17 protein-coding genes and 1 tRNA gene are annotated in these 23,781 nt (G+C 31.1%); 12 read left to right on the plus strand and 6 right to left on the minus strand.

Annotated features, from left to right (window positions below; translation table 11 throughout):
* Window positions 1–8: 8 nt before the first annotated feature.
* Genes H518_RS0100235 through H518_RS0100245 form a run of 3 tightly spaced genes read right to left on the minus strand, consistent with a single transcriptional unit; the run spans window position 9 to window position 4,245 of the window.
* Window positions 9–1,775, minus strand: a complete 1,767-nt coding sequence (locus tag H518_RS0100235; RefSeq protein WP_028887202.1) for an aminotransferase class I/II-fold pyridoxal phosphate-dependent enzyme — start codon at window positions 1,773–1,775, stop codon at window positions 9–11.
* Between the two features lie 5 nt (window positions 1,776–1,780).
* Window positions 1,781–3,232, minus strand: coding sequence for an aldehyde dehydrogenase family protein (locus H518_RS0100240; protein ID WP_240472481.1), 1,452 nt, complete (start codon window positions 3,230–3,232; stop codon window positions 1,781–1,783).
* Window positions 3,232–4,245, minus strand: a complete 1,014-nt coding sequence (locus H518_RS0100245) for a homoserine dehydrogenase (RefSeq protein ID WP_028887204.1) — start codon at window positions 4,243–4,245, stop codon at window positions 3,232–3,234. The genes H518_RS0100240 and H518_RS0100245 overlap by 1 nt, the downstream gene beginning before the upstream one ends.
* Window positions 4,246–4,361: 116 nt before the next feature.
* On the opposite strand from H518_RS0100245, the gene H518_RS18915 reads away from it, so the two are divergent.
* From H518_RS18915 to H518_RS0100260, 3 genes are all read left to right on the plus strand, one after another.
* Window positions 4,362–4,832: an Lrp/AsnC family transcriptional regulator gene (locus H518_RS18915; RefSeq protein WP_051263603.1), complete on the plus strand. Its 471-nt coding sequence runs from the start codon at window positions 4,362–4,364 to the stop codon at window positions 4,830–4,832.
* A 276-nt stretch (window positions 4,833–5,108) separates the two neighbouring features.
* Window positions 5,109–8,276: a SusC/RagA family TonB-linked outer membrane protein gene (locus H518_RS0100255; protein WP_051263604.1), complete on the plus strand. Its 3,168-nt coding sequence runs from the start codon at window positions 5,109–5,111 to the stop codon at window positions 8,274–8,276.
* 13 nt (window positions 8,277–8,289) lie between these two features.
* Window positions 8,290–9,717: a RagB/SusD family nutrient uptake outer membrane protein gene (locus H518_RS0100260; protein WP_028887206.1), complete on the plus strand. Its 1,428-nt coding sequence runs from the start codon at window positions 8,290–8,292 to the stop codon at window positions 9,715–9,717.
* 210 nt (window positions 9,718–9,927) lie between these two features.
* Here H518_RS0100260 and H518_RS0100265 read toward each other — a convergent pair whose 3' ends face one another.
* Window positions 9,928–10,545, minus strand: a complete 618-nt coding sequence (locus H518_RS0100265; protein WP_043706288.1) for a glycoside hydrolase family 19 protein — start codon at window positions 10,543–10,545, stop codon at window positions 9,928–9,930.
* A 214-nt stretch (window positions 10,546–10,759) separates the two neighbouring features.
* Here H518_RS0100265 and H518_RS0100270 point away from each other — a divergent pair, with 214 nt between their 5' ends.
* From H518_RS0100270 to H518_RS0100300, 7 genes are all read left to right on the plus strand, one after another.
* A complete protein-coding gene (locus H518_RS0100270) occupies window positions 10,760–12,073 on the plus strand; it encodes an MFS transporter (RefSeq protein ID WP_028887208.1) in 1,314 nt (437 codons plus the stop codon).
* A gap of 270 nt (window positions 12,074–12,343) precedes the next feature.
* Complete coding sequence (locus tag H518_RS0100275) at window positions 12,344–13,555, plus strand: deoxyguanosinetriphosphate triphosphohydrolase family protein (protein WP_028887209.1); 1,212 nt, start codon at window positions 12,344–12,346, stop codon at window positions 13,553–13,555.
* A 156-nt stretch (window positions 13,556–13,711) separates the two neighbouring features.
* Window positions 13,712–15,523: an ATP-binding protein gene (locus tag H518_RS0100280; RefSeq protein WP_028887210.1), complete on the plus strand. Its 1,812-nt coding sequence runs from the start codon at window positions 13,712–13,714 to the stop codon at window positions 15,521–15,523.
* 213 nt (window positions 15,524–15,736) lie between these two features.
* Window positions 15,737–16,510, plus strand: coding sequence for a hypothetical protein (locus H518_RS0100285; RefSeq protein ID WP_051263605.1), 774 nt, complete (start codon window positions 15,737–15,739; stop codon window positions 16,508–16,510).
* 3 nt (window positions 16,511–16,513) lie between these two features.
* Window positions 16,514–18,949, plus strand: a complete 2,436-nt coding sequence (locus H518_RS0100290) for a DEAD/DEAH box helicase (protein WP_028887212.1) — start codon at window positions 16,514–16,516, stop codon at window positions 18,947–18,949.
* 676 nt (window positions 18,950–19,625) lie between these two features.
* Window positions 19,626–20,267: a hypothetical protein gene (locus tag H518_RS0100295; protein WP_028887213.1), complete on the plus strand. Its 642-nt coding sequence runs from the start codon at window positions 19,626–19,628 to the stop codon at window positions 20,265–20,267.
* Between the two features lie 205 nt (window positions 20,268–20,472).
* Complete coding sequence (locus H518_RS0100300; protein ID WP_028887214.1) at window positions 20,473–20,886, plus strand: hypothetical protein; 414 nt, start codon at window positions 20,473–20,475, stop codon at window positions 20,884–20,886.
* A 3-nt stretch (window positions 20,887–20,889) separates the two neighbouring features.
* Here H518_RS0100300 and H518_RS0100305 read toward each other — a convergent pair whose 3' ends face one another.
* The gene (locus tag H518_RS0100305; protein WP_028887215.1) at window positions 20,890–21,225 is read right to left on the minus strand and encodes a winged helix-turn-helix transcriptional regulator; all 336 of its coding nucleotides are present in this window, start codon (window positions 21,223–21,225) and stop codon (window positions 20,890–20,892) included.
* 94 nt (window positions 21,226–21,319) lie between these two features.
* Between H518_RS0100305 and H518_RS0100310 the strand changes: the two genes are divergently transcribed.
* Entirely contained in the window at window positions 21,320–22,066 is a 747-nt protein-coding gene (locus tag H518_RS0100310; RefSeq protein WP_028887216.1) for an SDR family NAD(P)-dependent oxidoreductase, read from the plus strand.
* Window positions 22,067–22,140: 74 nt separating this feature from the next.
* Here the strand turns inward: H518_RS0100310 and H518_RS0100315 are convergent.
* Window positions 22,141–22,222: transfer RNA gene (locus tag H518_RS0100315), tRNA-Leu, on the minus strand.
* 101 nt (window positions 22,223–22,323) lie between these two features.
* Between H518_RS0100315 and H518_RS0100320 the strand changes: the two genes are divergently transcribed.
* Window positions 22,324–23,712 carry a dipeptidase gene (locus H518_RS0100320; protein ID WP_028887217.1) on the plus strand — a complete coding sequence of 463 codons (1,389 nt, stop codon included), beginning with the start codon at window positions 22,324–22,326 and terminating at the stop codon, window positions 23,710–23,712.
* Window positions 23,713–23,781: the final 69 nt, after the last annotated feature.

Here is a 23,781-nt window from a genome sequence, read left to right on the forward strand (position 1 = left end):
TATCTATTTTAATTTAAATAACCGTTTTCAATTAATTGTTTTTGCACTTCCATATACGTATCAGCATATAATGTATCAACCTCGCTTATAGCCATAAATGCATCAGAGAACCCTGGTTTTTCTGGATCGATCATTAATTTTATTGACTGAATAAAATGCTTAATTAATTCTTTTGGATTCTCATTACCAACTGATATTCTCATTGTTGTTTTATGAATCCCTGCTTTTAATAAAGCTTCTTTATCTAACTCAGAGTGCGATGTAAATGCAGGACATAATAATGTGGTATTAATTTGCCCTAGACTTACTTGAAAACCAAAGGCTGGCGCTAACGTGTCGAAGAATTTTTTAAATGCGTTATCACTTACATTTGCTTTTTCGAAATCGATTGTAAATAACGGAGCTGCTAACTTATATTTACTAACTTTTTTCATGATAGCATTGTTAGGATCACTTTCTACAGCATTACATATTACTGACATTTCTGGATTAGAATTAAAAAATTTAGCCATCACCAATGTGTTTACACATTTTTGAGTCATTCTTAAATTCATTGTCTTCATTCCTGATAAAATCTCAAAAGCAGTATCTGCATTTAAAAAAGCTCCTTTAATGTAGTATACATTCCAAAATAATGACTCATCCCAATTAACACCGTCAATTTTTTCCCCTTTAGGAACAAACATCAAGCTATTTTTTCCAATTATACCACCTGCAATCGCATTACCAGATCCTGTAATATCTTTTGTGTAACTGTGAAATAAGAAATCTGGCCTACAATCTTCATCTTCTTGTTGCAACGGTTTAATTAAAAATGGCGTTGCCACAGTACCATCTAACATCACCATCGACCCGTTTTGTTTCGCATACTTACAAATTGCAGGAACATCTAACATATAACCGTGCGGATTACATGGAGACTCTATGTAAACATGTATTTTTTTACCACCTGCTATTTGCTCTTTGTAAGCTATCTTAGCTTGATCCATTACAGGTTTAAAATCTTCTAATGTATAGCCATCAAACCAAACAACTTGAATATCCATCTTGCTCTTTTTTGCAAAAAAATCTTCAATTAATTGGTAAGCTCCACCATAAATATTTCTAGAAACAATTATAATATCTTGGTAGCTTAACACATTACATAATAAGGCATCAATTGCAGCCATACCACTATTAAAATTCCAAGCAGTATATTCATCTGCATACTTACCAGCCTCTAAATGTACCATGTGCGTACCAAGCGCCATAGATGTTGGATTTAAGGACCTTGAGTAAATGTGGTGAATAGATTCTTTACCATTAAAAGCATCATCAATCCACTCTGTACATGAATAATCGTACGTAGATGTACGTGCAATTACGGGTGTTGCAGAAAACAATGCTGCAATATTATTAAACAAAGGCATTGGTCCTTTTGCATTTAAAGTAGCGTCAGACTGCTCTAATGATTCGTATGTTTTCTTTAACGGCCCTTGTAAAGTTTCTAAAACTTTAGCTATTTGAAAAGACATAAAGCGCTTTGCATTAAAATACGCTACTTTTTCACTAGCATCTAATTTACCAACAGTATCGAAAGTAATTTCTTGTAGCTTAGAAATATCTGCTTGGGCAGTATAAATATCTATCGCTGCTTTTTTTAATGTTTCACCATAAGCACTATTTGCATCTATATCAAAATATGCCAACTGCTCTGTAGCTAACCCCTCTATTGTTGTACAAGCCGTAGAGTTTCTTTTTGGTGATAAAATCTTTGAATTATTTATGTTACTCATTTTATTTATGATTTAAGATTGAAACAAATTATTTTAGTTGTGCTCATTTCACGTATTGCAGCTTTAACACCTTCGCGTCCAATTCCGCTTTGCTTAATACCTCCAAAAGGCATCATATCTATACGATAATCAGACGAGTCGTTAACCATTACGCCGCCACATTGCAGTTCATTAGTAGCTTTAAAGGCAGCATCTATATTATTCGTAAAAATTCCTGCGTGTAATCCGTAAGGCGAATCATTACTTGCAGTAATACCTTCTTCTAATGAGCTAATTTTAGATATTGTAGCAACTGGCCCAAAGATTTCTTCTTTTCCGTTTAGTGCATTATCAAAATCACCTTCAATAATTGTAGCTTCAAAACTGTTGTTTACTCGTTTACCACCACATAAAACTTTATAACCTCCTTTTTCTAAATCGGCAATTGAACTTTCAATTTTATCGATTGCTTCATTGGTAATAATCGGCCCCATATCTGTAGCTTCATCTTCAGGATTTCCTAGTTTTACAGCTTTAGAAAGGTTGACTACTTTTTCTTTAAAAGCATCATAAACGGCATCGTGCACATACATCCGTTTTACACCAACACAATTTTGCCCTGCCGCCCAAATCATACCGCCAACACAGTTTTCTGCTACAGCGTTAACATCAACATCATCCATAATAATTACTGGGGAGCTAGATCCTAATTCCATTCCAATTTTCTTAACTCCCGCTGCCTTAGCAATCGCTTCTCCAGATTTAGAACCTCCTGTAAAACTTACCATATTTACTCTTGAATCTGTAACAAGAATATCTCCGAAATTACTTATTGGCCCTGTTATGATATTAAGAACGTGACTTGGCAAACCTGCTTCTAAAAAAAGCTCTCCTAACTTGATTCCTGAGATTGGTGTAAAATCTGAAGGCTTTAAAATAATAGCGTTTCCTGCTGCTACTGCGGGTCCTAGCTTATGAGCAACTAAATTTAACGGATCATTAAAAGGCGTAATTGCGGTAACAATACCTACAGGATCGTATACATAATGTCCTTTTTTTGCTGAAGCGCCTGCAAAAGCATTAAAAGGAACAGTTTCTCCCGTTAACCTTTTTGCCTCTTCCCCACAAAGTGTTAAAGTATTAATACACCTATCAACTTCTTTACCTGCCTCCATTTTGGTTTTAACACCTTCGTTTACGATTGTTTGCGTAAATTCTTCTTTTCTTTCTTTTAAAAGAGAAGCTACTTTTAAGATAATTTCACTTCTATCGTAAGCAGGTAAATTTCTAGCGATTATTTTTCCTTTTGCTGCTGATTTTAAAGCATCGTAAACATGTGTTTCGGTTGCACAAGAAATAGCGTATACTTCTTCTCCTGTATGCGGATTTAAAACAGGCAGTTTTTCGGTAGTTTCTACCCAATTACCACCTATAAGCATGCCTTTTGTTACTACTTTTTCTACTAAATTTATTAACATTACTTATTGTTTTTTAATATTGTTAATACATCAGAAAACACAGCATACCCCGTTTCTAACTTCCCTGCTCCAGGACCTGTAATCATTACTTTTCCTAAATATTTTGTGGTAATTTCTATAGCATTTGTTACCCCACCGATGTTAGATAACGCATCAAATGTTGGCAATGCTTCTGGTTGTACTTTTCCGGTTATAGTATTCCCATCTTTTTTTAAGCTTCCTATTAAACGAATATTCTTCCCTTCATTTTTAGCAGTATTTAATGCTTCTTTCGAAATAGCATCTATACCAATAGTAGGTATATTCTCTAAGCCTAATTCAACACCAAAAACTTTGTGCGAAAGAATTGCCACTTTACCTCTAGCATCATATCCCTTTACATCGTTTGTAGGGTCTGCCTCTGCGTATCCTTTTTCTTGCGCAACACTTAATGCGTTTTCAAAAGAATCACCTTCAGACATTTTTGAAAGAATGTAATTACTCGTTCCGTTAAGTATTCCTCTAATTTCAAGAATTTCATCACCTGTCAAACACTCTTCAATAAGTGAAAATGTTGGTGTACCACTTAATACAGTACCCTCATAACGAAGCGACACATTATTCTCTTCTGCTATTTTGTTTAACTCCGTAAAACGCAAAGCAACCGGCCCCTTGTTAGTAGTTACAACATGTTTACCGTTAGAAAGTGCGTCTTTTATAAAAGTATAAGCAGGATCACCTGTTTTGTAATCACTATAAGTAGCCTCTACAATTAAATCTATAGCATTTATAGATGCGACTGTAGTATCTTCTGACAAACTACCATCACTAAGATTTTCATTATTATTTAATTTACTTAAAAGTTCAATTAAATCTATACCATTGGAATTATATACATTCCCTTTCTGTATATCTTTAACTGCAACCAGTTTAATATGTGTTCCATATTTTTCTTGTAACCAATTCTTTTTTTCAGATAAAATTTCAATAAACCCTTGAGTTACCGTTCCAAGACCTATAATACCAATATTCATTATTTATTTATTTTAAATTTTAATACTGAACAATATTCCGTATTTTTGCATCATCCACGAATAATTGATTTGTTTATTTTTAAATAAATGAAAATAATTCTAAAAAACATTAAAAAATGAAGTTAGATCAAAAGGATATTCGAATATTAACATTATTACAGAATAATGCTCGGTTATCAAATAAAGAGTTAGCTGTTGAGTTAGATATAGCACCGTCAACCTGCCATGAAAGGTTAAAAAAGTTAACTAATGAAGGTTATTTTAAAGCTTTTAATGCCGATCTAAATTTAAAAAAACTAGGTGCTACGATAGAAATGTTAGTTGCAGTTCGTTTAAAAAGGCACGAAAGAGAAATAGTTAATTCATTTATAAAGAAAGTAAAAACTATTAAAGGTATTATACGTTTTTATCATCTTGCTGGCGATACCGATTTTATGATTCACGTAGCGGTTAAAGATTCTGATAGTTTGCGCTCTTTTATTATGGATGAGCTTGCAGGTTTTCATAATATTGATCATATAGAATCATCAATGATTTATCATAGCGAGTGTGTGCACAACCTATCGTATACAGATATCGTTTCATAAAACACTTATATCCTATTAAAAATTAAGAAATTACACATTACCAGTTCTTAACTAGTAAATTTATTTACAGTAAAAACACACCTCTTTATCGAATATAGTTCGATAGCAACAGGTGTGTTTTCTCTTCTTTAGAATTAATTTCGATATCCATCAATTTCACCTTAGTTAATTATTTTTTATTAAAAAAAAGACACAATATTTAACGCAAATATGTTTAAAACATAACTTAAATATTAGGACAAGGACTTAAAAATTAACTAACAAAAATTCAAAATTATGGATAAAAAAAAACTTAGCTCATATTATAAGCTTGAGTATTCTTTTTTTAAAAAACTTTTATTCAACTCTTTTAATATTTTGTTTTTGCTGTTTTATTTAAACGCAAATTCTCAAGAAAAAATAACGATTAAAGGTAAGGTAACAGACAACACAAATGTGCCGCTACCTGGAGTATCGGTTATAATTAATGGCACTACAACTGGTACCGAATCAGATTTTGAAGGAGACTATAATATTATAACCAATATAGGAGAAACTCTAACCTTTTCTTATGTAGGCATGAAAACTATACAAATAATTGTAAAAAACAACAACGATATTAACCTTACAATGCAAGAGGATGCCAGCTTATTAAATGAAGTTGTGGTTGTTGCCTATGGTAAGCAAGCAAAAAAAGCAATTGTTGGCTCTGTTGCTTCTATAGATTCTAAAATTCTTGAAAAACAACAAGTAACTACAATAACAAGTTCTTTGCAGGGAACCACAGCTGGTGTTAATATAATGTCTGTCGGAGGACAACCAGGATCAAACCCTGTAGTAAGAATTAGAGGTTTTGCCTCAATAAACGGTAGTAACTCACCTTTATATGTTGTTGATGGCGCTGTTTACAATGGTAATATTAATGTTTTTAGCCCAGATCAAATAGCATCAATAAGTGTTTTAAAAGATGGTGCCTCTACCGCTCTTTATGGTTCTAGAGCTACCGCTGGTGTTATAGTTATTACCACCAAAAAAGGACGCAGAAACAGCGCACCCAAAGTAACTATTAAAACACAAATAGGTATTGCTAGCCAATCGGTTAAACCTCATGAAATTTTAAACATAGACGACCAGTTTAAATATACTTGGGAGGCAATAAAAAATGACAAACAATATATAGAAGGAGACAATGCAATACTAGCAGGAACAAAAGCTACAAACGGACTTATAGATTTTATAGGCTACAATCCGTATGGGCCAAACACACCTACACCTGTTAATGCAAACGGTAATTTAGTTAATACTAAGAAAATTTGGGAGACCGACTGGAGAGATGTTATTTTTAATAATGCCGCAATAAGATCAGAACATAGTTTTTCTATTTCTGGCGGTAACGAGAATACAACTTATTTTTTATCTGGTAATTATTTGAATCAAGACGGATCAGTAAAAACTTCAAATTTTGAGCGTATTACAACTCGTTTAAATGTTGATACACAAGCTAACAAATGGCTTAGTGCTGGTTTAGGTGTAACCTACTCTACATCGAAACAAAATGTTCCCATACAAACTGGTGGTTCTACCACAAGTGCAACTGCATGGGCTTTAAGTTTGTCTCCCATTTATCCTGTTTACCAACGTGATGAAAATGGCCAATTAATAAAAGATGCTGGTGGAAATTTAATATACGATCTCGGCGCTAGCCCTTTACAACCAGTTAATGGTACAAGACCCTACGCGCCTAACCAACATGCATTTGGTCAATTATACTTCAATGACCAATCTCATATTAGAGATAATATAAACCTTAATGCAAATGTAAAAATACATTTAACGTCAGATTTATCGTTTAAAACAATGGTTAATCACACATATTTTGTGTATGATTATTATAACTATGCTAGCAATCAATTTGGTTCGTCAGTTTCTAACGGAGGTGCCATTTCTCAAACCAAAGACACTTATTTAACCACAACGATAAACAACTCTTTATCATATCGCAAAAAATTAGGAGACCATAGCATTAATGCTTTAGTACTGCAAGAAGCTTACAAATACAAATACGGTGCATTAAGCGCTACTGGTGAAGGCTTATTAGGTAACAGTAATACTTTAGGCGCAACAACTACCCCTACTTCGGTTAGTGGTGGAGATATATTGCACAGAATATCGAGTTATTTAGGAAGACTTTCTTACAACTACAAAGAAAAATATTTTATAGAAGGTTCTTACAGAACTGATGAATCTTCTCGATTTGCACCCGATGCTAGAAGAGGAAATTTTTATTCTGTCGGTGGATCATGGATTGTATCAGAAGAAGCTTTTCTTAAAGGAAACAAAATATTAAATAACTTAAAACTAAAAGCATCCTATGGGCAATTAGGTAATGAATCAAATGATAACGGTTATTTCTTATATCTTACTAATTTCTTAACAGGTTACGATGAAGGTAGCAACCCTGGTGTTTTATACGATTGGCCTAGTGATCCTAAAATAACATGGGAAGAGGCTGTTGCGACTAATTTTGGTGTTGATTTTAAATTATTTAATTTTCTAAACACTTCTTTCGAGTACTTTAATAAACAAACCAATAAATTATTTTACGATCTTCCTTCAGCACCTTCAACAGGGTTTAGTGAGGTTACCACAAATAACGGAAGTTTAAGAAACTACGGATGGGAATTATCGTTAAACACTCAAAATATTTCTACTAAAAACTTCGAATGGTCTAGCAACTTTAATATATCTACACTTAAAAGTGAAATTTTAGCACTCGAAAATGAAGATAATAGTAGTAATTTAAAAGAAGGTGGTTCTCGTTTTGAATTTTACATGAGAAAATATGCTGGTGTAAATTCTGACACAGGTGAGGCGCAATGGTATAAAGATGTTTTAGATACCGACAATAAACCTACAGGCTCAAAAGAAATTACGACAGATTATAGTGCTGCAACAAGGTATTATACGGGCAAAGAATTTATTCCAAAATTTACTGGAGGGTTTAATAACTATTTCCGTTTGGGTAATTTTGACCTTAACATATTACTTAACTATAGTTTCGGAAGCTATTTATATGATTACGACTACGCTTCTTTAATGAATGGTTTTAAATCGCAAGGGTATGCTGCATCAGTAGATCTTAAAGATCGATGGCAAAAACCTGGAGACATTACCAATGTACCACGATTGCAAACAAACACGAATTCATTTAACTCATATTCCGATCGATTTTTATTTAAAAATAATTACGTACGATTAAAAGCGTTGACTTTCGGATACTCTTTACCACAAGACGCTATTAAATCAATAGGAGCATCTGCCTTAAGAATTTACTTTCAAGGAGATAATTTATTTACCTATCAAAGCCATAAAGGTGTTGATCCTGAACAAGGTTTTGGCGGAGGTACAAACCAACGGGCTTTAGGACAAAAAACATACACTTTTGGACTTAAACTACAATTTTAAAAACATAAAATACATGAAACACACATATATTAAAATAGCATTAATAGCGCTATTTACTTTTAATACGGTAAGTTGTAACAAAGAATTTATTGACGAACCTCAACCTACAGGAATTGCACCAACAGTAATTTTTGCCTCTTTAGAAGGTATGGAAGCCCATATAGCTGGTATGGTAAGATGGCTAAGAACTTATAGACTTAGTATTGATTCTGCGGCATTAAACTCAATATATTATGCTCGTGCTGTTAAAGGAAATGATTTAATTAACAGAACTACCTGGTTTCAATACGACTATGGTAATGCCTATAGAGAACCAACGTGGAATAGAGCAAAGTTTACTTGGGAATATCTTTACATACTGGTTGATGAGGCCAATGTTTTTATTGAAGGTGCTGAAAACTCTTCTGTACCTGATGCTGATAAAAAAACGTTAATTGCACAAGCCAAAGCAATGCGTGCTTTAGCTTATTTTGAACTCACTTTAGAATACCAACACACCTATTCTTTTGATACCTCATTGCCTGCACCTCCTTTATACAAAGAACCTTCTGTTAATACAGGACCTTTAGGAATGAGCACCTTGCAAGAAATGTATGATTTTATTATAGAAGATTTAACTTTTGCAGTAAACAATTTAACTGAAAACCGTATTAGCAAATCATACATAAACACTCATGTTGCCAACGGTATTTTAGCACGTGTTTACCAAACAACAAATAACTGGCTTGATGCTGAAAAAGCTGCAAAACAAGCATACGGAGGCGGAAACCCCACTAGCGTATTACACCCAAACCAATATAATAATGGTTTTGATGACATTGCAGAAAGTAATGAATGGATATGGGGCGCTATACAAACCAAAGAACAAAACCAAGGTTGGGCAGCGGCACCTCACGTAATTTCCGATCACAACGCATTAAGCTACTATGGTACTTTTGTAAATAACGATTTTGTAAACTTATTTTCTGATACTGATGTTAGAAAACTATTTAGAAACCATTACAATGCTGTAAACGATAGCTACCGCCATTGGGTTACCGACAAGTTTGCTTTTTCTTTCTCTGCAGATATTCCTTTTATGAGAACTCCTGAAATGATTCTTATTGAGGCGGAAGCTAAATATCATAACGGAGATACCACTGGCGCTCATAATTTATTATTTACATTACAAGCTAACAGAGATGTTAACGCTGTAAAATCTAACAATACAGGACAATCTTTACTTGATGAAATTTTAATTGAAAGAAGAAAAGAACTGTATGCAGAGTTTGGTGTAGAGTGGTTTGATGCTAAAAGGTATAGAAAAGGAATTACAAGAACAGGAAATCATAGAATACTGAGCGGACTAGAACCTGATGATAAAAAATTCTTTTTAAAAATTCCATTGGTTGAAATTGAGTTAAATAAATTTATTGACCCTAGCATAAACACTAATCGATAAAAATTTACCTCCTTTATTTAATTTATGAAGACCATTTTATTTTCATAAAATGGTCTTTTGTTTTACACATAAATCATCTATAATGTGCTGCTAAAAAGTAACGAACACTTAAGTCATTTTAATCATAATTTTTTTAAATACACCTACTATTATCATTATTTTATTCTATTAAATATCATTTTTTATAACGCCACTTTAGTAATACGAACTTTACAAAATACTCTTAAAAATATCAACACATTTCTGACGATCTTCTATACCATTCATTCCTCCATTAATTTTTCGTGTAATGATTTTTAGAGCATCCATATTGGCATATTTATTCAAATTATGTTTGTTCCAATACCACACAGCAGAATCTACCGCCCATTTTGGTTGTGCAATCAAATCTGGATTATTTACAAAATCTACACCCCTATCTTTAGCATAGCTATGGTAATTTTCTTTTCCTGTGATTTGTATTAATCCCCTTCCTCGATATTTCCATCCATCTCCAGACGATTCTTCTCCATTTCCCATTCTATTTGCATAAACTTTATTAGCTATCTTTTCAGGTTGTCTTCCATAAGCAGTTGCGATATCTTCTGTAGGAAAATATTTTCTAAAAACCTTACTCAAAGCATAATGAGAATAGTTTAAATTTTCTGAAGAGTGCCTAAACCAACCACTTTCATGTGCTAATTGCCCAAAAAAGTGTGCTTTTTCTAACGGTGTAACAATTCCGTTATCTTCCGCTATAGGCTCTAAAAAATCTATAACTTCTAAAATTTCTTTTTTAGCAGACGTAACAGGGGTTAATGGGTTTTTTATTAATTCTTCTGATAACATATTTATATAATTAGTTCATTAATTCTGTTTTAAATTTAATTCATTTCTAAAAACAAAAAAATTAAAATGACATGAACGCCGTAATTTTGTTCTGAACGATATAAATTCACACTTATACTTTACCTACAGCTATAAAACAGTAAATATTTACAATATATAAACAAGGCTTTTAAAACGGAATAGGATATATTTGATAACAACTTTACCACATTTAATGGATTCAGAAACAGGTCGCATATTTACAAGTATCAGTACCGTAATAATGCTTGTAATACTTACAACCCTAATTTTTGCAAGTGCAAGCTACTTAACTATACTGTTAATTATTTACGCAGTTATAGGAATCGGCTTGTCAGTTTTGGGAGGCATTTTATTAAGTTGGGGAAAACGATACAATCCTACAAACTCGCTTATTTGCTTTCTTATTTTTTGTGTCGCTCCGTTTTTAGTTGCGTATGCTATTAACTACGGTGTTATTATTCCTTTGCAGAAAAACGGATTGCTAACCCTAATTAATAGCACCCTCTTTTTCTCAGCAATCGCATTGATAGTGCTTTATATAAAATACTGGAGCCAATATTTATGGAAAGCTTATGTAATTGAAGAAAAAAATCTTGACGCTACCATTCTTTCCATTAATCTAGTAGGTACTAAAAACTCGAAACCTCAACTGTTAACCAATCGATTTTATAGCAAACCAGATCTATTTGATAAAAAGCGAGTGGCTACTAAAAATAAGTATTGGGAAAATCAAGAACCGCAATATGTTGGATTACCACTGGGTTTAGAAATAACCTATTACGCTAAAAAAGAACAACAGTTATACAAAGGACAGTTTAAATTTAAAAAGCATTCGTTACGAAAAATACTAGGAACTGGTATCTTCTTTCCTATTACAAAACAACAGCAATACAGCCATTTAAACCTGGTACTATTTACCAAAGGTGCATTTACTTTACAAGTAGGAAATAGTAAAGATGATGTTACTTTTTTTGAAGGAATTTGCACTCCTATCACCAAAGAAGAATTATCTAATTCAACATTAAAAAAGTTCAATAAAAAAGAACTTGATAACAATACTGAAATTACAATAAATGAAGCGCTTGATACTGATTTAGCTTTCCTTAGAAAACAGCAAATTACCATTAAGCATAGCATTACGGGTTTAACCAATAAAATTATTTCGGTTGCTGCCATTACTGCTAACGGTGAACGTTATTTTTTAAATAAACGTTATTTTAAAGGGAAAACACTCCCCAAAACACACGCACCAATTGTTGTTTTATATTTTACCATACTAAATAACAAAGGAAAAACACTTACCTGGCATTACCAATACGATATACACGATATTGCCAACCACTTAAAAAAACTGACTCCTAACAGCGCACCTAAAATTGATTATAAATTTCACCTTACCACCAAAGAGGAAAATTTACTGAATGCCACTTCTTTTGAATTTATTAATAATAAAAAAGAGGAAATCAAATTAAATACCGCAGTCTCAGGTGTTACTCTTATGCGTTAAATTCTTTCGCTTACACCAATATCAACCCCTCTTACACTTAAATAAGCAACTCTTGTGTTATTTTTTTATAAACCACTTTGTTATTACACCACATTTGTAATAAGAAGTACGGTTTTCCCTTACTTATGTTACGGTTTCTCGTAAAGATAGTACGGTTTTTATGTGTAGTTTTCAAAACTGTAAAATTAGGACATTGATTACATACCTATAATAGATATATAACAGTAGCTTTTGTACGCATATAAACAAGTTGGCAACAATAAATAAAAAATGAAAGAGGAAATAGATTATATTAAAGAAAAAGAAGCTGAATTAGAATTAGTTAGCAAAACAAGAGTTGATAAAGAATATAAAGGAAACACTTATTATTATAGAAGTCATTCTGACATAGATTTTTCAAGAGTTTTATATTCATCTTCAGCTAGAAGACTTCAAGGTAAAATGCAATTGCTAGTACCCAAAAGCCAAGTTTTTTATCGTAATCGATTAACTCATAGTCTAGAAGTTTCTCAAATTGCAAAAACAATTGCAAAAAAACTTAGATTAAAAGATACTCAAACTGTTCAAGTTTGTTCTCTAGCACACGATATTGGCAATCCTCCTTTTGGTCATGCTGGAGAAATATTCTTAGGAAATTGTTCTCAAGAAAGTTATGAAGGAAATGCCCAAACATTTAGAATACTACGAAGAGTTGAGGAACGCCATCATGACTTTAATGGTTTGAATTTGACTTTAAGAACAATGCTTGGAACGGTCAAATATTTAAAAAAACAAAAAAAAAATGAAAAGATAACAAACAAAAAATTTCTATATGACGATGATTATGATTTAGTTAAAAGCTGGCTAAAAGAGTACGATATTAGCCACAAAACAATTGATTGTGAAATAATGGACATAGCCGATGAAATAGCTTATGCAGTTCACGATTTGGAAGATTCATTAAAGTTAAAATACTTTAATATAGATGAGCTTTTACATGAGTTTAATATAAATGAAAAATATAAAGATACATCAGAAATCCTCACCAAAATAGTCGAAAAAGCCAAATTATTTGCATCAAAATCCGAAGCTTATGGTACATCAGAAGAATACGCTATGTTATTTAGAAAAGAACTAAGTTCAATTTTAGCTGCCACTTTAATTAATGATGTAGGACTAACTTCTGAAAACATTTTAGGATATAAAAGCTTAGAAAAACTATCTAATGGATTAAAAAAATTAACTTTTAAAACAATTCAAAGACAATCTGATATAATTGAATATGAACAATTAGGTAAACATGTATTAACTCGATTATTTGGACTTTATACAGACAAAGACTATAATAAAGATATGAAGTTATTACCTGCAAACTATAGATTCCCAAAAAATTGGGATAGAAATGTTTTAGATTATATAGGAGGTATGATGGATATCTATGCTATTCAACAATATGAAAAATATTTCGGTAAATTAGAAAATAAAGGACTGTATCTAAAATAATATAATACTGTTACCAACAGCATGTATAATTAATTGCTTAGGTCTGTGTATACTCGGAAAATCCTGAAGATCCCCCTAAGATATGTCTTTCTTTTACTAGTTTAATTTAACTAACCATACATAAAACGTTATATACCATTACCAAAAAAACAACCAATGATATTAGAAATAGTAAAAATCAAGAATTTTAGAGGCTATCAAACGGAAACGATTATTCCTATTTCTAATCTAACTGCATTCATTGGAAAAAATGATGCTGGAAAATCTACCATACTTGAAGCTCTTGAAATATTCTTCAACAACTCTTTAGTGAATTGCGAAAAGGACGATTTAAATATTACTGCTGACAATAACAAAATTGAAATAACCTGTGTTTTTTCGGATTTTCCAGCAGAATTAATAATTGATGCTGCAAATCCGACAACTTTACAAGCCGAACATTTATTAAATATACAAAACAAGCTCGAAATAAAAAAGGTTTTTGCTGCAACTGCTGCAAAACCAAAAGAGAAAGTTTTTATTATTTGTAATCATCCAGGTATTGCTGATGGTAATGATTTACTCACTCTAAAAAAAGCAGAATTAAAACAAAGGGCTACAGCTTTAAGAATTCCAAACGAAAATTATAATGGAAACGTTAATTCGTCAATTCGACAAGCAATAAGAAATTCTTTTGAAGACCTCGCACTTCAAGAAACCGAATTATTAGTTGACAAAGAAGATACTAAAAAGGTTTATGATACTTTAAAATCATATTTACCACTTTATGCACTTTTCCAATCAGACAGACAAAGTAAAGATGATGATAAGGAAGTGACAGACCCTATGAGAATTGCAGTTCAACAAGCATTATCAGAATTAACGGTTGAACTTGAACATATAAAAGAACAAGTAAGAATTAAAGCTATTGACACAGCTAATAGAACTTTAGCAAAACTCAAAGAAATGTCGCCAGATTTAGCAAAAGAATTAATCCCTGAGTTTAAAACAGAACCTAAATTTGACTCACAATTTAAACTAACAATAAAATCAGAAGAGGATATTCCAATCAATAAAAGAGGAAGTGGAATAAGAAGATTAATTCTACTAAACTTTTTCAGAGCAGAAGCAGAAAGATTAAGAGCACAGAATCAAGGAAGCCAAATAATATTCGCTTTTGAAGAACCTGAAACCTCTCAACATCCCGACCATCAAGAAATGTTAATTCAAGCATTTATGGAATTATCTAATACTGGTAATTCACAAATAATTTTGACAACACACACACCTGCACTTGGAGGCTTACTCCCATTAGACAGTTTGCGCTTCATTCAAAAAACTGGAAATAACAGAACAGTTGAATTAGGAACTGAAGATGTTTTTGAAAAGATTGCAGACACACTAGGTGTTTTAGCAGACCCAATTGAAAAAAATGCAAGTGCAATTTTGCTTTTAGAAGGTAAAAGTGATGTAACATTTGTAAATCATACAGCAACCCAATTAAAAAGTGGAGGACATATTGACCACACTTTTGAAGACAAAAGAATTGCGTTAGTTCCTATTGGTGGTTGTGGTAATTTAAAGCATTGGACTACACTTCGATTAATTGACCAATTTGCAGTTCCTTATTGTGTATTGCTTGATTCAGATAAAGGAACAAATGAAGAACAACAAAACATAAATAAAATTCAAGAATTGCGGGATATTGGAATAAAAGCATATTTAACACTGAAACGTGAACCTGAAAACTATGTTCATCTTGATGTATTGAATTTGCCTCCGGGAAGCACTTTAAATTTTTCCGATACTTGTGATGCCAAAGTGTTAATCGCAGCAGAAAAAACTTCAAGAAAACAGAACGTGCTTGAAAACTATTGGACACTTATGACAACAGAACAAATTAGAGAAATGGAAAAATATAGCGATAATGGAACAGATAAATATGAATTTACAGAAATGTTCACTGACTTATTAAGCATTGTGCCATAAGTAGTGGTTACAACAAGGTATAAAAAACATAGGGCGCTTGTGCTAAACCGAAAGGTTTGTGAATATTCACAAAGTCCGCTAAATATAAAATTTGCGTTTATAGTAGAAAAAGTAAAATATTTAGCTAAGTAATAAACCGAAACGAAAGTGCTTATCACCTGCCCTACGTTTCTTATACTGACTGAACGTTAGACACAAACAAGAAACAACTAAATGCCGATAGAAACTACAATATTTAAAATACCTCCTGAAGATATCGGAAACGGTAATTATATACACTTTGTTAATATTGAAGAAATAACAATTGAAATTGGCAACCATATAAATAGTAAAATTCGATTAATAACAGAGGGTCACACGACTACAAATATCTCTGTTGCAAAAAAAAGATTACGAGATTATTTAATTAAGAAAAAAGGTTCAACTATTGAAATGGGTGCAGTTGCAGAATTCATGATTCATTTATATTTAAACCAATATAATTTCAAGCAAGAATTCCTTTTTTATAATTTAGAAGAAAGGTCGATAAAAAAAGGGTTTGACGGCTATTATTCAAAAAATAATGCTGAATGGATTTTAGAAAGTAAGTCCGGTAAAGCATCTACTGTAGGTATTACTCACAAGAAAAAACTATCAGAAGCTTATCATGATTTAAAGAATAAAGTATGTGACAACGAAGGAAATAATCCATGGAGAAATGCTTATCATCATGCTTCTCAAATAGATGTTCAAAGTACAAGTAGTTTAAGGCAGAATGTAAAAAAACTTGCAGATGACTTTGAAAGTGGAGTGTATAAGAATATTCAAAACTTAAACATAATTCCTACTTCTACTATTTTTCTTGGGAATCATTGGGAATCAATAGACCCAAGCAAGATTAAAAAAGAGATTAAAGACACCTTTGACTCCAAAGAATTTAATGGAATCCAATTAATATGTGTCAATAAAAAGTCAATCGATTTATTGGAAAAATTCTTAAGTATATAAATAATGATTGAAGAGGAAAAAAGAAGTTTGACATATATTGGGAAAGATGAACAATTCAAATTAATATTTAAAAAGCTAACAACAGGCGTAAATCTAAATTATGATGAAAAATCATATATTCTTGCAACAGCAATTATTTTTTTAAAACACTATGAAAAAGATAATAGGTTTAAAACCTATGCCGATATTTCATATTACATAATTTTAAAATACTCTATTTTTTATGAAGATTATATTCCTCTTTATGATTTCTCTGTAAACTTCGGCTTCTTCCCTATTGTAAAATCTCTAACAAGTAATGAATTATATAAACAAGAATTACTTACAAACTACATCATAGATATAAGATTGGATGAATTCAAAAATCCTAATGAATATTATGAAACACTAGAGCAAAATATTCAAAGTCAAAATTTCATAGAAGACAATTCAGCTGAAAAAGCATATATAGCTCCAACTTCATTTGGGAAAAGTTCTATAATAGTAGATTATATCAGAAATTTCAGTTTAACAACTAGTAAGGTCGCTATTATTGTTCCAACAAAATCTTTATTAATGCAGACTTATCAAATGATACGTACTGCTAACCTTCAAAAAAGAATCATTATTCATGATGAAATGTATAATGATGAAACAAATTTCATTGCTATTTTCACACAAGAAAGAGCACTTCGGTTGATAAATAGAAAAAACATTTACTTTGATGTTCTTATCATAGATGAAGCTCATAATATCTTAAAAAAAGATAGTAGTAATCGTCAAGTTCTTTTATCAAGGCTTATTAAAAGGAATTTACTAAACAAGCCTAATCACAAAGTAATTTATTTGTCACCTCTAATTAATGATGTTTCAAATTTAAAAGTTTCAAATAGTCAAAATATACATGAACATAAAATTAATTTCAATGTAAAAGAACCTGACATATTCGAACTTACAGTAAATAATGAAAAATACCAATACAACAGATTTGTAAATCAATTCTACTTATTAGAATCTGCGATTCCGAATAAATACAATTATATATTAAGAAATTCTCTTTCAAAAAATTTTATTTACGAAAACTCCCCTAGAAGGATTGAAAATATTGCTGAAGAATTTTCAAATCATTTGTCTTCAATTGAAAATGACATTGAATTAAACGAATTAACAGATGTACTTAGAAGTGAGGTTCATAAAGATTTTTATGGCATAAAATACTTGAAATACGGTATAATATATTTACATGGAAAACTCCCTGATATAATTAAAGAATACTTAGAAAGTAAGTTTAAATCAATAAAATCAATAAAGCATTTAATTGCAAATACAGTAATCTTAGAAGGTATCAACTTGCCAATTGAATCATTATTCATCTTAAATACTTATCGTCTTCAAGGAAAAGAACTAATTAACCTTATTGGTCGTATTAATCGCCTTAACGACATCTTTAGTAGTTCAGATTTAAATTTAGAAAAACTAATACCTAAAGTACATTTCATAAATAAAAAAGATTTTTCAAGTGGACATAATCCAAAAATTGAGATTTTGAGAAGTCGTATTTTTGATGATAAAGTAGAAAATCCAATACTAGAAAAGTTTGATATTGAAAAACTAGATGATATTCAAAGAATAAAAGCTAAGACTACAATTAATAACGAATCAATGCTTTTTAAAGAAGCAATAGATGAAAAAGATATAATTAGAAAATATATTATTGAAAATGGAATTGGTTTCTTTTATTCAGATATTGATAAATTTATACTATCATTCATTTCTTTAAAAAATAAAATAGCTTCTAATTTACTAAACGATTGGTCTTCTTTAAGAACTATTGATAAGGTCGGTACATTATTTATAGAAAATCAAGAAATTGAAGATTATGAGTTTAAAAGACTTAACAACTTAAAAGCTCGAAACTATTATCATAATTATATTACAAATCTAAGAAAGCTATCTTTTAATGAAAGAGTTAATTCACATGTTAAATATTTCTATGAAATTAAAGAGAATGATGAACCTCTTAATCGAAAATTATATGTCGGCAGTACTTATGGAGAAGTTCCTTACCAAGAAACAAGTAATGCTTCTAGGAATAACTATGTGGACTTAACAAGAAAGTCGAATGAAATAATTGTAAATTTAGCAATAGTAAAACTCAAAATGGAAGATGACTTTATTAGTTTTAAATTAAATAAATTCATTGTAATGTTATTTGATTTTGAGTTAATATCATTAAATGAATATAATTTATTTGTCTACGGCACAGAAGATATTAAAAATATTGCATTGACTAAAAGTGGATTAACATTAAGCTTAATAGTTAAGTTAGAAAATGATAATCAAATTAAAAATATAGAGTTCGACAGTTACAACAATCTCACTTCTAATAACCTATTTAAGAGCTACCTAAAGACTATAAATGATCTTAATCGCTATGAAATGAATAAGTATATAATGTAAGCCTGCATCTAACACAGTATATAGTTTATTACTGCAAATCACTAAACCAAAGTTAAGTAATTATTTATAAAGTTAGTACTTTACCGAAAATTTAGCACATTTAAACTCGCAACAAACCAAATACAAAACGTTAAGAACAACTAAATCATCTCATCACGAAAAATAAACAGTTGAGAAATTTAAGTTACTGAAAACATAATTATAATTCGACCTTTTGAATCACTAAACTTAACTAATTACAAATAGAAGAAATAATTTAAAACGAAAAATGCTGTTCTCGATACTAAATTCCTTCAGAATTTCACTCGAACTGACACCTTTTTCTTACATCGAACTCACATTATTAATTAAGTTTATTTTCAAATAATTAATGCAACTATTCTGTACGCTTCAAAAAAAATAATTTTTAGGAATGTACAGCCATGTACATTTTTAAAAACAAAAAAAACAGGAACGTACACGGCTGTACGTTCCTAAATTAAAATTTTTCAAAAATGTACGAGCGTGTACGTTTCTATAAATATACTTTTTAATAATGTACAAAAAACGACTTCTAAATAAACACTAGACTAGTGTTTCACCAACTCATCACGAAAAATCAACAGTTGAGAAATTTAAGTTACTGAAAGCACCATTATAATTCGACCTTTGAATTATCAAACTTAACTGATTACAAATGGAAGAAATAATTACGATTTTTATTTACATTCACGCATTTTTTGGCGGACTTGGTTTAATAACAGGATTTGGAAGTATTATAGTAAAAAAAGGAAGTAAGCCACATAAAAAAATGGGGAAGTTATTCTCTATCGGAATGCTAACAAGTTCTTTAATTTCAATCCCTATTTCTTGTTTACCTAAGCACGAAAATATATTTCTTTTTCTAATTGGGCTATTCACTATTTATTTGGTTATTTCAGGAAATCAAATATTGACTTTTAAATCAAAAGACAAAAAATTTGCAAAGCCAATTGATAAAATCATTTCTGGGGTTATGTTAATACTATCTGCACTTATGGTTTTATTTGGTGCCTATGGTTTACTAAAAGGGAATTCAACATATTTACTGTTCATTTTTTTTGGTGGCTTCGGACTTTCATTAACAATAAGAGATTTTATTTATTATAAAAATTTCAGCAAAACAAAAAATGGTTGGCTTGCCAATCACATTGGTAAAATGGTTGGAGCATTTATTGCTTCAGTAACAGCGTTTGTAGTTGCCGGTTTAGGTATTGGAACTTTAATTTCTTGGACGTTACCGTCTGTTTTAGGAACTATATATATTGTATATTGGAGAAGAAAACTAAAAACGGACTAAAAAAATTGGTTAGGCTTAATTATAGTTGTTTTAAAAATTATTATTAAAGCTAAATTCTACGGTTTTCCCTTACTTATTTTATGGCTTTTCAAAAACATAGTCTGTTTTTTGAGTGTATTTTTGAAAACTGTAAAACACTATAAAAATACATCGGTTACTTATGATAGCTTTTGTTCTAAATGATCACACCTACTTCTACATATAAATGAAAAAATTTTATACTATAGCTGCCTTAGTCAATATGACTATCTTAATTGTAGTTGGTCAAATAATAATTCCTTTACTTGAAGTTACTACAAACGCATATATTGGTAATTATGTTGAAATTAGTAGTTATGTGAATTACGCCTACCATTTTTACATCTTTATCTTTTGGTGGCTTGCTCCTTTCACAATTTTATTAATTAAAAATCATTTTCAACATCTATATTACTTTATAGCTGTAAGCATTATTTTAGGAATAATAGTTCTTATTAAATCTTTTAATCAAAGCTTTGATGTCTTTTTATATGACACAATATTATTTAGTATTCCTGCTATTTTAATCTCAATATTAACTTACTTTTCTCAAATGTTAATTGGTAAAAAGCTACTACCAACGATGTACAAGCTGCATTAAAAACTACTCCAAAGAATTTTCAACCACATAATTTCCCCAAGCTGCAATAGATTTTATTAAAGGAATGAGTGTTTTTCCGAAATCGGTTAAAGAATATTCCACTTTTAAAGGAGGTTTAGACGTATATACCTTTCTATTTATTATACCATCTTCTTCTAATGTTTTTAACTGTAAACTTAAAGTTCTTTCTGTAACCGTTGGCATTTCTTTTCGCAACTCATTGTATCTTAATTTTCCTTTTAACAAATGAAATAAGATTACTGTCTTCCATTTTCCGCCTATTATTCCCATTGTTAAACTTGTGCAACAAGGGTATTCTTTATCTTTAAATTTATACATAGTTATACTATCCTTTTCGACCGTTATTGCAAAGATAAAAAACTATACTTAGTTTTGCTACTATAAATAGTATAGTAATTAAATAATTTAAAAAATGAAAGAATTCGATAAAAAAGTAGCTTTAGTAATTGGCGGTACAAGTGGTATTGGAAACGCAACAACAAATGCTTTATTAGAAAACGGAGCAACTGTACATATTGTTGGTAGAAATGTAAATAAAGTAGCTGACGCTGATAATTTAATTAAGCACACAGTAAATATTTCTAACACAGAAGAAGTAAATACATTGATTTCAGAAATTGAAGCATTAAACAACTTAGATTATTTAGTAAATGCATCTGGTATTTTTGGTCCAAAACCGTTTTTAGAGCACACCGTTGAAGATTACAATTCGTACTTAGATTTAAACAGAGGTTTCTTTTTTATTACGCAGAGTGCTGCTAAAAAAATGAAAGCCACCAAAGGAGGGGCTATCGTAAATGTAGGCTCTATGTGGGCAAAACAAGCGGTAAAAGCAACTCCATCATCTGCTTACTCAATGCAAAAAGCAGGTTTACATTCTTTAACGCAACATTTAGCAATGGAATTAGCAGACGATAACATTAGAGTGAATGCTGTATCTCCAGCAGTTGTAAACACTCCTGTTTATCACGGCGTTTTTGGAGGAAAAGAAGAAGCAGAAAAAGCACTAGAAGGTTTTAATAACTTTCATCCTGCTGGAAGAAACGGAACACCTGCCGATGTTTCTAATAGTATTTTATTTCTACTTTCAGAAAAAGCGTCTTGGGTTACTGGTGCCATTTGGGATATTGACGGAGGTGTAATGGCTGGTAGAAATTAATAAAAACACCTTTTTTTACAAACAACAAAAAACCTTAACTAATTGCTAGTTAAGGTTTTGCTATTTAAACTTTGTACGGGCAGAGAGACTCGAACTCTCACACCTTGCGGCACTAGATCCTAAGTCTAGCGTGTCTACCAATTCCACCACGCCCGCATACAAATTTAATTGTGGCTGCAAATATACACAATAGTTCCAAACTACAAAGAAGAAGCATATTTTTTTTATTATTTTTGATGCACATTAATATACTATACATGAAAAACGTTCAAGAATATATTGCACAACATAAAGATCGATTTATAAACGAGCTTGTCGAATTATTAAAAATACCTTCTGTAAGTGCAGATGCTGCTTATAAAAAAGATGTATTGAATACTGCGGATGCTGTTAAAAATAGTTTAGAAAAAGCAGGCTGCGATAAAGTAGAGATTTGTGAAACTCCTGGATATCCTATTGTTTATGGAGAAAAAATAATAGATCCTAACCTACCAACCGTTTTAGTGTATGGACATTACGATGTACAACCTGCTGATCCGATTGAATTATGGACCTCTCCTCCTTTTGAACCTGTAATTAAAAAAACAGAAGTTCATCCTGAAGGTGCAATTTTTGCGCGTGGTGCTTGTGATGATAAAGGGCAAATGTACATGCATGTAAAGGCCATGGAATATATGACCGCTACAGGAAACCTACCTTGTAATGTAAAATTTATGATTGAAGGTGAAGAAGAAGTTGGATCTGAAAGCTTAAGTTGGTTTGTACCTAGAAACATAGAAAAATTAGCCAATGATGTTATTTTAATTTCTGATACTGGAATGATTGCAAACGACATTCCATCTATTACAACAGGATTAAGAGGTTTAAGTTATGTTGAGGTTGAGGTTACCGGACCAAATAGAGATTTACATTCTGGTTTATATGGTGGTGCTGTTGCAAACCCTATTAATGTATTAACAAAAATGATTGCTTCATTACATGATGAAAACAATCATATTACCATTCCTGGTTTTTACGATAATGTAGAAGAATTATCTTTAGAGGAAAGAGCTGAAATGGCAAAAGCACCTTTTTCTTTAGAAAATTATGAAAAAGCATTAGACATAAACTCAGTTTATGGTGAAGCAGGATACACAACAAACGAACGTAACTCTATTAGACCTACTTTAGATGTAAACGGAATTTGGGGTGGCTATACTGGTGAAGGTGCTAAAACTGTAATTGCTTCTAAAGCATATGCTAAAATTTCGATGCGTTTAGTTCCGAATCAAGATTGTAATGATATTACCGATTTATTTAAAAATCACTTCGAAAGTATCGCTCCAAAAGGTGTTACTGTAAAGGTAACTCCACATCACGGCGGACAAGGTTATGTTACACCAATTGATAATATAGGTTACAAAGCTGCAAGTAAAGCATACCAAGATACTTTTGGTAAAACACCAATACCACAAAGAAGTGGAGGAAGTATTCCTATTGTTGCTTTATTTGAAAAAGAATTAAAAAGTAAAGTTATATTAATGGGATTCGGATTAGATTCTGATGCTATTCACTCACCTAACGAACATTTTGGGGTTTGGAATTATTTAAAAGGAATTGAAACGATTCCTCATTTTTATAAATATTTCACTGAATTATCAAAATAATACAACTCTTTTAATAATATTAAATAGCCTTGATTTAACTTCAAGGCTATTTTTTTTTGCTTATTTCAA

The sequence above is a fragment of the Tenacibaculum ovolyticum DSM 18103 genome (assembly GCF_000430545.1).
In the GTDB taxonomy this organism is placed as follows: domain Bacteria; phylum Bacteroidota; class Bacteroidia; order Flavobacteriales; family Flavobacteriaceae; genus Polaribacter; species Polaribacter ovolyticus.